This window comes from Cellulosimicrobium sp. PMB13 (genome assembly GCF_051294865.1).
GTDB lineage: Bacteria > Actinomycetota > Actinomycetes > Actinomycetales > Cellulomonadaceae > Cellulosimicrobium.
In genome coordinates this window covers 1693215-1704982 of record NZ_CP145910.1, presented here as the reverse complement: position 1 = coordinate 1704982, position 11768 = coordinate 1693215, and the positions used below count along the sequence as shown (strand labels likewise).

General features: G+C 74.1%; 12 protein-coding genes. 8 read left to right on the top strand and 4 right to left on the bottom strand.

Going from position 1 to position 11768, the window contains the following annotated elements; all coding sequences use genetic code 11:
* Positions 1 to 66 precede the first annotated feature (66 nt).
* Entirely contained in the window at positions 67 to 639 is a 573-nt protein-coding gene (locus tag V5D56_RS07935; RefSeq protein WP_435738499.1) for a PadR family transcriptional regulator, read from the bottom strand.
* A gap of 130 nt (positions 640 to 769) precedes the next feature.
* On the opposite strand from V5D56_RS07935, the gene V5D56_RS07930 reads away from it, so the two are divergent.
* The 3 genes from V5D56_RS07930 to V5D56_RS07920 all read left to right on the top strand — a co-directional run bounded on the left by V5D56_RS07930 (position 770) and on the right by V5D56_RS07920 (position 2995).
* Complete coding sequence (locus V5D56_RS07930; protein ID WP_435738498.1) at positions 770 to 1447, top strand: NAD(P)-dependent oxidoreductase; 678 nt, start codon at positions 770 to 772, stop codon at positions 1445 to 1447.
* Positions 1444 to 1869, top strand: coding sequence for a hypothetical protein (locus V5D56_RS07925; protein ID WP_435738497.1), 426 nt, complete (start codon positions 1444 to 1446; stop codon positions 1867 to 1869). The genes V5D56_RS07930 and V5D56_RS07925 overlap by 4 nt, the downstream gene beginning before the upstream one ends.
* Positions 1870 to 2017: 148 nt before the next feature.
* A complete protein-coding gene (locus V5D56_RS07920) occupies positions 2018 to 2995 on the top strand; it encodes a COX15/CtaA family protein (protein WP_435738496.1) in 978 nt (325 codons plus the stop codon).
* A 221-nt stretch (positions 2996 to 3216) separates the two neighbouring features.
* Here the strand turns inward: V5D56_RS07920 and V5D56_RS07915 are convergent, their stop codons facing one another.
* Together V5D56_RS07915 and V5D56_RS07910 are read right to left on the bottom strand one after the other, a co-directional pair.
* The gene (locus tag V5D56_RS07915) at positions 3217 to 3846 is read right to left on the bottom strand and encodes a PDDEXK nuclease domain-containing protein (RefSeq protein WP_435738495.1); all 630 of its coding nucleotides are present in this window, start codon (positions 3844 to 3846) and stop codon (positions 3217 to 3219) included.
* Between the two features lie 124 nt (positions 3847 to 3970).
* Positions 3971 to 6067 (bottom strand): ABC1 kinase family protein, encoded by a 2097-nt coding sequence (locus V5D56_RS07910; protein ID WP_435738494.1) that lies wholly within the window; start codon positions 6065 to 6067, stop codon positions 3971 to 3973.
* 83 nt (positions 6068 to 6150) lie between these two features.
* On the opposite strand from V5D56_RS07910, the gene V5D56_RS07905 reads away from it, so the two are divergent.
* Positions 6151 to 6483 (top strand): cupin, encoded by a 333-nt coding sequence (locus tag V5D56_RS07905; RefSeq protein ID WP_435738493.1) that lies wholly within the window; start codon positions 6151 to 6153, stop codon positions 6481 to 6483.
* A 59-nt stretch (positions 6484 to 6542) separates the two neighbouring features.
* On the opposite strand, the gene V5D56_RS07900 is transcribed toward V5D56_RS07905, so the two are convergent.
* Positions 6543 to 7034 (bottom strand): hypothetical protein, encoded by a 492-nt coding sequence (locus V5D56_RS07900; RefSeq protein WP_435738492.1) that lies wholly within the window; start codon positions 7032 to 7034, stop codon positions 6543 to 6545.
* Positions 7035 to 7136: 102 nt separating this feature from the next.
* On the opposite strand from V5D56_RS07900, the gene V5D56_RS07895 reads away from it, so the two are divergent.
* The 4 genes from V5D56_RS07895 to V5D56_RS07880 all read left to right on the top strand — a co-directional run bounded on the left by V5D56_RS07895 (position 7137) and on the right by V5D56_RS07880 (position 11747).
* Entirely contained in the window at positions 7137 to 8219 is a 1083-nt protein-coding gene (locus V5D56_RS07895; RefSeq protein ID WP_435738491.1) for a LacI family DNA-binding transcriptional regulator, read from the top strand.
* A gap of 137 nt (positions 8220 to 8356) precedes the next feature.
* Positions 8357 to 9523, top strand: a complete 1167-nt coding sequence (locus V5D56_RS07890) for a Gfo/Idh/MocA family protein (RefSeq protein ID WP_435738490.1) — start codon at positions 8357 to 8359, stop codon at positions 9521 to 9523.
* A 71-nt stretch (positions 9524 to 9594) separates the two neighbouring features.
* Positions 9595 to 10815, top strand: coding sequence for a dihydrodipicolinate synthase family protein (locus V5D56_RS07885; RefSeq protein WP_435738977.1), 1221 nt, complete (start codon positions 9595 to 9597; stop codon positions 10813 to 10815).
* Positions 10812 to 11747: a sugar phosphate isomerase/epimerase family protein gene (locus tag V5D56_RS07880; protein WP_435738489.1), complete on the top strand. Its 936-nt coding sequence runs from the start codon at positions 10812 to 10814 to the stop codon at positions 11745 to 11747. Before V5D56_RS07885 ends, V5D56_RS07880 begins: the two co-directional genes overlap by 4 nt.
* Positions 11748 to 11768 lie beyond the last annotated feature (21 nt).

Here is an 11768-nt window from a genome sequence, read left to right as displayed (position 1 = left end):
GAAGGAAGGACTCCCGGGCGCCTCGACCTGAGGCCGGGCGGCGTCCGTTCGTCGGGCGTGGGTCGGTCACGTGGCGGGCGGCGCGTCTCCCTCGCCCGCCATCGCGTACGCGCCGCCTTCGAGCCGCTCGATGAGTCCCTGGGTCCATCGGATAGCAGCGTCGGCGGTGTGCGCCCACAGGCGTACGGCCTCGGCGTGGTGCTGCCAGTCCGCGTCAGGTTCTTGCTCGTACACGCCCACCACCCGGGCACGCCGTCGCTCGAACGCCTCCATCCGCATCCGCAGCAGCTCGAGGGCGCGAGACCTCGGAAGCTCGGTGATGAAGCCGACACCGGCGATGGTCTCGGCGATCGAGCCGTCGTCGGAGCGGAGCGCGTCCTCGAGCAGCTCGCGGAACGCTGTGTGCCCGGCTGTGGTCACGGCGTACTCGGTGCGCGACGGTCCTGCGGACGGCGACGCCTCGACCTCGACGAGGAGGCCGTCGTCGCGCAGGCGCCGCAGTCCGTGATAGATCGACCCCGGTTGGATGCTCGCCCACAGGTGCACCCCCCACGACTCGAGGTCGCGCCGTACCTGATAGCCGTGCGCCCTGCCCCGCTCGCGCACCGCGCCCAGGATGAGCAGTCGTGTCGCCGTCATACGTCCTCCTGTTCCGACCCGTCCCCAGTTTCTCATCAAATTTGACCAGTGGCGGCGCCGTGTCCATGATTAGACAAACTTGAGTAGTGTCTCGGCGCCGACCGGGGCATCCGCGAACTCCGGAGGCCAGATGCATCTCGTCGTGGCAGGCGCGTCAGGAGCGACGGGCACGCTGTTGGTCCAGCAGGCGCTCGACGCCGGGCACCGGGTGACCGCCCTGGTGCGCGACGAGTCCCGGTACGCGTGCCCGGACGAGGTCCAGGTCCAGGTGGCTGATGTCGTGACCGGTCGGGGTCTCGAGCTGCCCGACAACGCCGACACCGTGGTGTCCGTCCTCGGGAAGCGGTCGTACCAGGACCCCACGCGCGTGTGCGCCGACGGCGTCGCCAACCTCCTCGCGGCGATGGGCCGCCGCGGCGTACGGAGGATCGTGGCGGTGTCCGCCTCACCGGTGCTCCGCTCTGGAGCCGGCGAGCCGTGGTGGTTCCGCAAGACGGTGCGGCCGTACGTGCGCCGGTCCGGCCCGCTCGTCTACGCAGACCTCGAGGCGATGGAGGAGGTGCTGCGCGCAGCGGGCGACGAGGTCGACTGGACGATCCTGCGGCCGGGCTACCTCGTCGACAGGCCGGCCGCCGGCTACCGGCTCGTCCCCGAGCGAAACTCCATCGCCACCGTCGGTCGTGCGGACCTCGCGGCGGCGTTGCTCGCCGTCGCGACGGGCCCCGAGACACGCGGGACCGCCTACGGTCTCGCGCGCCTGCCGAGCCGCGGGCGACCGGCTCGCCGCCACGCGGAGGGGCGAGCATGAGCCGCGCGACCACCGACCGCCGCCTCCGCGTCGGGTTCGTCGCGGACGGGGTCTTCAAGATCGTCACGGCGGCCGGCGTCACGGCGCTGCTCCCGATGCTCACCGACCGTCTCGGCGTCACCCCGTGGCTCGTGCTGGTGACCGCCGCGACCCTCGTCGTGTGCGGGGCGTGCGAGGTCGCGTTCGCGGTGCGGAGCTCCGACGTCCGACCGCGCATCACGTACCTCGTGGCCTACGACACCGGCTGGCTCGTCGTCACGGTCCTGGCCGTCGTGCTCGCGAGGGGCGGTTCCGACGTCGGCGGCGAGGTGTGGTTCGCCTACCAGGCTCTCGGGTCCGCGGCACTCTCCGCGGTCTTCGCACCCGCAGGCACGTCACGCGACGCCGCGGCAACGACCCGTCACACCCCGCCGGATCAATGACCGGGAGCTCGATCGGCGAGCCCGTTCGACCGCCGCCGACCAGGGCTCGGGTGGGGCCATCGATCTCGTGCCCCACGAATATCGTGGGCCGACACACTGCTGGGCGCCCGCCGGCCCCGCTGCCACTCACCCTGACGGAGCCCGACCGATGAAGACGCCCCTGAGCTGGCTCGCTGAACGGGTCCGGCTCGGGCCCACCAACCTGACGATCGCGGCCGGCACGGCCCTGGTGGCCAGTGTGATGATCGTTGTCACCGGCTCGATCGTCCGCGTCACCGGGTCTGGTCTCGGCTGCGACACCTGGCCGAACTGCACCGCCGAAACACTGGCCCCCACTGCTGAGATGGGCGTGCACGGCCTGATCGAGTTCGGCAACCGGCTCCTGGCGATCGTTCTGTGCGTGATCGTCGGATGGCTCATCGTCGTCGCCCGACTGCAGCGGGACGCGGACCCGGACATCACCCGATGGGCCTGGGCGCAGTTCTGGGTCATCGTGCTGAACGCGGTCGTCGGGGGGATCACCGTGTGGACCCGGCTCAGCCCCTACGTCGTCGCCGGCCACTTCCTCGCCGCGATGCTGCTCGTGACCGCAGCCACCGTGACGTGGCACAAGGTGCAGGCGCGTGAGGATGCCCGCCCGCCGGAAGCTTCGCGCCCGAGGGTCCGGCGGCTCGCGGGCGTCCTGCTGATCGCCACGGCTGCGCTCCTGTTCCTGGGGGCGTCGGTGACCGGGACCGGGCCTCACGCCGGTGACTCAGCGAACGTCCCGCGCATGCCGTTCAACTGGACCGTCGTCACCGTCCTGCACGGCGCGGCGGCTACCCTCGCCGGGATCGTCGCTCTCGCGCTGTGGCTCGCCAGCCGGCACACCCTCAGCGCCAGGGTGCACCGGCGCACGACGGTGCTCCTCGTGCTCGTCGCCGCCCAAGCAGCGGTCGGGGCCTTCCAGGTGGCGTCCGGCCTGCCGGAGCTCGCCGTCGTGCTGCACCTGCTCGGGTCTGCCTTGGTCTGGATCGGCGCCGTTCGGGTCCTGCTCGATGCACGCGACGACGTCGAGCAGCGATCCGCCACGAACCCTCACCGCTTCGACGCTCCGCGACACCCACCGGTGCGGATGACGGCGTGAGCACCAGCGACATCGCACCGGCCGGGTACGCCGAACTGCTCGAACGCCTCAAGGTCGGGGTCCGTACCAGCCAGGTCCGCTGCCCGGGCCGCGAACACCGGGCTGCGGCGCCTGTACTGGTCCATCGGCCGCGACATCCTCGACCGCCAGCACGCCTCACACCTCTCGAGCATGCACCTCTACCAGTTCGCTTGTGCTGATCAGAAGGGGTCTGGGCGGCCTCAGGCTCGGTGGTCGAGCTCATCCTCGATGACGGCCTCCAGCTCGGCCGCGCTGGGAAGCACGCCCCGCGCTTCCTCGGGCAGGCCTTTGTAGTCCGCGACCGCGACAGGCGCGTTGGTGCTGGCCAGCGCGTAGCGCACCGTCGGGCCGGACTTGCCGGTGCACAGCAGGATCCCGACCGTCGGAGCGTGGATCTCGGGCCGGCGGTACTGGTCGTCCACGATGGCGACGTAGGTGCCGAGCTGGCCGAGGTGGGACGGTTCGAACGTGCCGATCTTGAGCTCGACGATGACGTAGCGCAGCTGCTCGATGTGGAAGAACAGCAGGTCGACGTAGAGCTCGTCCACCCGGTCGCTCGCGTCGTCCGGCACGCTCAGGCGGACCTGGCGCCCGACGAACGCCATGCCCCGCCCGAGCTCGAGCATCGTGTCCTGCAACCGGTCCATCAGCGCCTGTTCGACGTCGCGCTCGGCGCGTCGTTCCACCAGACCGAGGTCCTCGAAGACGTACGGGTCCTTGACCAGCTGCTGAGCCAGGTCGGAGTCGGGCCGGTCGAGCGCGGCGGCGAAGTTTGACGGTGCCGCACCCAGAGCGCGGCGCAGGTTCATCGTGAGGTGATGCTCGAGCACGGCCCGCGACCATCCTTCCTCCGCGGCGCGCTCGGCGTACCAGTCACGCTCTTCGTCTGTCCAGCCTGTGAACAGAGCCTCGTCGGTGTGAGCACCTCCGGCGTGGACGAACAGACTACCGACGTCAGGTGCGAGAGCCGGTCGGCCCCGGCAGGCCGCGGAACGCGAACACGAGGACGCGCACGCCGAGCACCGTCCCGACGAAGCCGAGCGCCGCCCCGAGCACCGGGAAGAGCGCGACGCCGCCGCCGAGCTGCGGGCCGCCGTCGGCCACGAGCAGCACGACCGCCGCCACGACCGCGGCCGCGGCGACCACGGTCGACACGACCTGCTGCACGAGACCCGCGAGGAAGGCGCGGTCCTCGGCGTGCGCGAACGTCCGCACCGAGACCGTGAATCGCCCGTTCTCGACGTCGCTCGTGATCTTCGCGAGGCGCCGCGGGAGCCGTTCGAGCTCGGGCGCGAGGCCGAGGAACAGGCTCGTCGCGCGGTTGCGCAGCCCTTCCGTCGTCACGACCCGCCGCACGAGCGGCTGCGCCGTCTCCCGGGCGGAGGCGACGAGGTCGAACGTCGGGTCGAGGAGGCGCAGCGTGCCCTCGAGCGACGTAAAGGTGCGGAACGCGGCGGCGACCTGCGGCGGGACGGCGAGCCCGGCGTCGGTGACGAGGCGGAAGAGCGCGGTGAACATCGCCCCGCCGGCCCCGGCGCCGCGGAACCGGACGATCACCTGCCCGACGGCGCGCTCCAGGCGCCGCACGTCGAGGTCCGGGGGCGCGTCGAGCAGCTCGAGGAGGGCGTCGGTCGCGGCGACGGCGTCGTCGGCGTCGACGGCGAGCAGCACCGCCGCGAGCGCGAGGCGCTCGGGCTCGCCGAGCCGCCCGACGGAGCCCATGTCGAGCAGGCCGAGACCGCCCGACGCCATGACGAGGACGTTGCCCGGGTGCAGGTCCGCGTGGAACGTCCCGGCGACGAGCACCTGCTCGAGCGTCGCGGCGAGGAGCCGGCTCGCGAGCGCGGACCGCGTCGTGCCGTCCAGCCCCGCGAGGAGGTCACCGGCTCGCCCGACCGGCGTGCCGTCGAGGTGCTCGAGCACGAGGAGGGTCGGTCCGGAGAGCTCGAGCACGACGTCGGGCACGATCACGGCCGGCTCCCGCGACCCGCCTGCGCCCCCATCCTGCCCCGCGCCATCCCCCTGGCTCGCGCCCGCGACCACGCCCGACCGCACCCCGAGCGCGGCGCGCAGCGCGAGCGTGTTCTCCGCCTCGGTCGTGTAGTCGAGCTCCTCGCGCAGCGACGCCGCGAAGCCCTCGGCGAGCGCCACGACACCGAGCGAGCGGCCCCACGCGGTGTCGCGCTCGATGCGTCGCGCGAGTCGGCCGAGGATCGCGAGGTCGACCTCGACCTGCTCGCGCGCCCCCGGACGCTGGACCTTCACGACGACTGCCCTGCCGTCGGGCAGCCGCGCCGCGTGCACCTGGCCCACCGACGCCGAGGCGAGCGGCTCGGCCGAGAACGCGGCGAAGACCTCGTCGACCGGACGGCCGAGCGAGCCGACGAGCGCGGCCTCGACGTCGGGCCAGGGTGCCGGGGGGACGTCGCTCTGCAGGGTCGCGAGCGTGTCGGCGATCGTGGGCGTGAGCAGGTCGCGGCGGGTCGAGAGCACCTGGCCGAACTTCACGAAGGTCACGCCCGCGTCGCTCAGGGCGTCGCGGAGCCCGGTCGCGAGCCGTCGCTCGTCGGTGCGCGACAGCCGCGACCCGTCAGGCTGCCGGGCGCCCCGGCTCAGCGCGCCGCCGAGGCCGTGCCGCACCCCGATCGCGAGGATCTGCGCGTAGCGCCGGGTCTCGCGCCGACCCTGCCGCAGCCCGCGCCACGCGCGCCACGGCGTCGGGACCGTGCCCGTCGGCACGAGGAGCTCGAGGACGAGGAGCACGCACAACCCCAGCACGAACGCCCACGCGAAGGTGAGGACGACGGCCGCGAGGGCCACGAACGGCTGGACGGTGAGCCGACCGTCCGGCGCCGCCCAGCCGGCGGTGCGCAGGCCGTACGTGAGGGCCGACGACGCCCCGGTCAGCGAGAGGAGGGACACCACCCCGGCGCGCACCCACCCGACGGGGGCGCCCATGACGCGCCGCGACGTCGCGGCGAGGAGCGCGAGCATGACACCGGTCGCGAGGAGACCGAAGAGCGCGGTGAGGAATCCCGAGACCACCTGCATGACGCCCACTCTTCCCGACGGGCGCCCGCGCGGCGTCGCGCGCCACGCGGCAGGATGAGAAACCCCGACCCCCGGAGACCTCCATGACGAACGTCGACCTCCTCACCGACGCCCACCTCACGGGCGCCCGATCCGCGGAGAACGGCCGTAGCGCCGAGCTCGTGCTGCACGACGGCCCGCTGCGCCAGACGATCATCGCGCTGGTCGCGGGCGTCGAGCTGGGCGAGCACAACTCGCCGCCCGCCGCGTCGATCCAGGTGCTGCGCGGGAAGGTCCGCGTCACCGCGCTGGGCGAGGGCGACACCGAGCTCGGCGCGGGCGAGCTGCGCGTCCTGACGCACGAGCGGCACGCCGTGTCCGCGCTCGAGGACAGCGCGTTCCTGCTCACGACCGTGACGGGCGTCCCCACGGCATAGCCCGCCAGCCGCCCGTCCGGCGGCAGCGGCCGGTCAGGTGTCGGCGACTCCGTCCCGCGTCAGCGGCGCACGGCCCATGCCGCGAGGGCGACGGCCACCACGTCCTCGGCCACGGCACCCGGCCAGTCGGGGCGCTTCCCGACGGCGAGCCCGCGCCACGCGGCACCGCCCCACGTCCCCGCGGCCGCACCCAGGGCGCCGGCGACGGCCGCGACGACGACGGGCGCGCCGCTCCCGCCACGGACCCGAGCGAGCCGCGCACCCCCGAGCGCACCGCTCGCCATCCGGAACGCCGGTCCCGGCGGGGCGAGGCGGCTCGGGGCGCTCGGCAGCTTGTCGCCGACGACCTCGCCCGCCACGGCGAGCACGGCCGCACCGCGGGCGACGGGCCCGGTGCCCGATGCGCCGTCGGGCCGCGCGGCGAGCACCGGCCCCGCGACGCCGAGCGACGAGCGCGATCCTGCGGCGACCCCCAGCGCGAGGCTCCGGACGACGAGCGACGGCCCCTTCGGTCTCGACGACCCCGGCGGCCCGTGGTGCGTGCGTGCCATGCTCGTCCTCCTCGCTCGGTACCCTCCGCCCGACCGTAACCGGGACGAACCTCACCCGCGCCCTGGCGGCCGGGGGCGTCGTGGCCCCGGTAGCCTGTGCCCGTGGCCGGACCGACCCTCAGCGAGGTGGCGCGAGCGGCGGGCGTCTCGCTCGCCACCGCCTCCCGCGCGATCAACGGCAGCGCGAACCGTACGGTGGGCGCGGACCTGCGCGAGCGCGTGCTCGCGACGGCCGCCCGGATGGGCTACACGCCCGACCCGAGCGCCCAGGCCATGGCGCGCGGTCGCACGACGACCGTGGGGCTCGTGGTCCACGACATCGCCGACCCCTACTTCTCGTCCCTCGCCGCGGGCGTCACCGACGCCGCCGACCAGGAGAACCTGCTGGTCACGCTCACGAGCACGCAGCACAGCCCCGCTCGCGAGCTCGCGTTCGTCGAGCTCATGGACCGGCAGCGCGCTCGGGCCCTGGTCCTGGGCGGTGGGCGGCTGTCGTCCGACGACCCGGCGTCCGACGACGGCGCCGCGACCCCCGGCGCGCTGCACGACGCGCTGGTGCGGTACCGCGACAGCGGTGGCCGCGTCGCGCTCGTCGGGCAGGCGCTGGGCGACCTCCCGGCGGTCGAGATCGCGAACCGACAGGGCGCCGCCGATCTCGCGACGGCGCTGCACGGCCTGGGCTACCGGTCCTTCGGCGTGCTCGCCGGCCCCGTGGGCCACCGCACGGCCATCGACCGCTCCGAGGGGTTCACCGAGGCGCTGGCCGCCCTCGGCTCGCCCGTCGAGGACGCGGCGGTGGTGCCGTGCGAGTTCACGCGCGACGGCGGCTTCGCGGGCATGCAGGAGCTGGTCGCGTGCACGGGGCCCGGCGGCCCCCCGCGGGCCGTGCTCGCGGTGAACGACGTCATGGCCGTCGGTGCGATGGCGGCTGCACGCGACGCGGGCCTGGCCGTGCCGCGCGACGTCGCGGTCGCCGGCTTCGACGACATCGTCACCCTGCGCGACGTCGTCCCCGGCCTGACGACCGTCCGCATCCCCCTCGTCGAGGTCGGGCAGGTGGCCCTGCGCCTCGCTCTCGGGCTGCCGGTGGGGACGGACCTGCCCGGCGTCGTGCACGAGATCTCGCCGCGCCGCGTCGAGGTGCGGGGCACCGTGGTCCTGCGCGAGTCCACGCCCGCTCTCTGACCCCCTCCTCGCTGAACTCCGACGCGGATCGGGCGGCACGGGTGGTTGACGCTGGAAAGCGCATTCCCTATGCTGGAACCACCACGCTTCTCGCGCCGACCTCGCCGTCGCGCGACTGACAGGACGGAGTCGTCCCGATGACCACCACCCGCACCCTGCGCATCGCCATGAACGGCGTGACCGGCCGCATGGGCTACCGCCAGCACCTCGTGCGCTCGATCCTGCCGATCCGCGAGCAGGGCGGCGTCGAGCTCCCCGACGGCACGCGGCTGCAGGTCGAGCCGATCCTGATCGGCCGCAACGAGTCGAAGATCCGCGAGCTCGCCGCCCAGCACGACGTCGAGCACTGGACCACCGACCTGGACGGCGCGATCGCCGACCCGACGGTCGACGTCGTGTTCGACGCCTCGATGACGGCGCTGCGCGCCAAGACGCTCACCAAGGCGATGCAGGCGGGCAAGCACGTCTACACCGAGAAGCCGACGGCGGAGACGCTCGCCGAGGCGGTCGAGCTCGCGCGGCTGCGCGAGGAGACCGGCGTGACCGCGGGCGTCGTGCACGACAAGCTCTACCTGCCGGGCCTCGTCAAGCTCCGCCGCCTCGTCGACGAGGGCTTCTTCGGGCGCATCCTGTCGCTGCGCGGCGAGTTCGGCTACTGGGTGTTCGAGGGCGACCACCAGGCCGCGCAGCGCCCGTCGTGGAACTACCGCAAGGAGGACGGCGGTGGCATGACCACCGACATGTTCTGCCACTGGAACTACGTCCTCGAGGGCATCCTCGGCTCGGTGCGCACGGTCACCGCCCAGACCACGACGCACATCCCGACCCGCTGGGACGAGCAGGGCCAGGAGTACACGGCCACCGCCGACGACGCCGCCTACGGCATCTTCGAGATCGAGACCCCGGGCGGCGACCCGGTCGTCGCGCAGATCAACTCGTCGTGGGCGGTGCGCGTGTACCGCGACGAGCTCGTCGAGTTCCAGGTCGACGGCACGCACGGCTCCGCGGTCGCGGGCCTGCGCAAGTGCGTCGCGCAGCAGCGCGCCCACACGCCCAAGCCCGTGTGGAACCCGGACCTGCCCGTCACCGAGCCGTTCCGCGACCAGTGGCTCGAGGTCCCCGCGAACGCCGACCTCGACAACGGCTTCAAGCTGCAGTGGGAGGAGTTCCTGCTCGACGTCCACGCCGGCCGCCCGCACCGCTTCGACCTGCTCTCCGCGGCCCGCGGCGTGCAGCTCGCCGAGCTCGGCCTGCGCTCGTCCGCCGAGGGCCGCCGCCTCGACGTCCCCGAGATCACCCTGTGAGCGCCGCCACCCTCGCGGTCCCCGGCGCGCGCGAGCTGCGCGACCGGGACGGGTCGGGCGCCGTCGTGCACCTGCCCCGGTTCGCCGACGACGGGCGGGTCGCCGGCACCGAGGTGCGCGAGCTGCTCGTGCCCGGCCCGTGGTCCCGGCCGACCGCGCCGATCACGTCGCGCGTCGCCTTCGCGGCGGCGCACGTCGTGCCGCAGGTCGGTGCGGAGAACGTGCCGGGCGGTCCCGCGCTCGTCGACTGGGACGCGACGCTCGCCTTCCGGCACCGCATCTGGGAGCACGGTCTCGGCGTCGCGGACGCGATGGACACGGCCCAGCGCGGCATGGGCCTCGACTGGGCCGCGACCCAGGAGCTCGTGCGCCGCTCGTCCGCCGAGGCACGCTCGGTCAGCGCCCGGATCGCGTGCGGCGCGGGCACCGACCAGCTCGACCCCGCGGTCGTCGCGGGCTGGACGCCGGGCGACCCGGCGGCGCTCGACGCCGTCGTCGACGCCTACCGCGAGCAGGTCCGGATGGTGCAGGACGCCGGCGCGCAGGTCGTCGTCATGGCGTCGCGCGAGCTCGCGCACGTCGCGCGGTCGCCCGAGGACTACGCGCGCGTCTACGACGCCGTCATCGCCGAGGCGGACCGGCCCGTGATCCTCCACTGGCTCGGGACGATGTTCGACCCGGAGCTCGAGGGCTACTGGGGCGCCGCCGGGATCGACGACGCGACCGACGTCTTCGTCGACCTGGTCCGCGCCCACCAGGGACGGATCGACGGCGTCAAGGTCTCGCTGCTCGACGCGGACCACGAGAAGGGCCTCCGCGCCCGCCTGGCGGCCCTCGACCCGGGCACCGGGCCGGACGCACCCGGCGCCGTGCGCCTGTACACGGGCGACGACTTCAACTACCCCGACCTCGTCGTCGGCGACGGGAAGCGGCACTCGGACGCGCTGCTCGGCGTCTTCGCCGCGATCTACCCCGCCGCGTCGACGGCGCTCCAGGCGCTCGACGCCGGTCACCCCGACCGTGCGCACGCCGTCCTCGCGGCGACGGAGGCGCTCGGGCGGCACCTGTTCACCGCGCCGACGTACCACTACAAGACCGGCATCGCGTTCCTCGCATGGCTCAACGGCGCACAGCCGGGGTTCCAGATGGTCGGCGGCCTCCAGTCGGGCCGGTCGGTCGCGCACCTCGTCGCGCTCCTGCGCCTCGCGGACCGTGCCGGGCTGCTGCTCGACCCGGATCTCGCCGCGCGGCGCACGCGTGTCTTCCTCGAGGCGAACGGGGTGACCCGATGACCGCCCCCGCGCCGACGGGCGCGCCGGACCGGGCGTCGTCGGGCACCGGAGCCGCCGACCTGTCGCGCTGCTCGCTCAACACCGCGACGGTCAAGCACGCGACGCTCGAGGAGGCCGTGGCCCTCGCCGCCGAGGCCGGGTACGGCGCCGTCGGGCTGTGGCGCGACCGCGTCCAGGAGATCGGCGCGGACCGCGCGGCCCGCGTCGTCGCGGACGCCGGCCTGCGGGTGTCGTCGCTGTGCCGGGGCGGGTTCCTCACCGCGACCGACGACGCCGGCATCGCCGCCGCGCTCGACGACAACCGGCGCGCCATCGAGGAGGCGGCCACGGTCGGGACGAGCGAGCTCGTGTTCGTCGTCGGCGGCCTGCCCGCCAACGGCACCCCGGGCCAGGGTCCGCGGCCCGACGCCGGACCCGGGGACCGCGACGTCGTCGCCGCGCGCGCCCGGGTCGCGGACCGGATCGGCGACCTCGTCCCGTTCGCGACCGAGCACGGCGTGCGGATCGTCCTCGAGGCGCTGCACCCGATCTTCGCCGCCGACCGCGCCGTGCTCTCCACGCTCGGCCAGGCGCTCGACCTCGCGGCACCGTTCGACGCCGCGGCCGTGGGCGTCGTCGTCGACACGTACCACGTGTGGTGGGACCCGGCCCTGCGCGAGAGCATCGCGCGCGCCGGTGCCGAGGGGCGCGTCGCGGGATACCAGGTGTGCGACTGGATCCTGCCGCTCGCGGCCGATCCCCTGCTGTCGCGCGGGTACGTCGGCGACGGGTACGTCGACTTCCCGACGATCACGCGGTGGGTCGCCGAGACGGGATACTCCGGGGACGTCGAGACCGAGATCTTCCACCAGGAGATCTGGGACGCCGACCCGCGCGAGGTCGTCGCGACCGTCGCGGAACGCTACGCGCACCACGTGCTGCCGCACCTCTAGCCTCCTCGGCCGCACGATCCT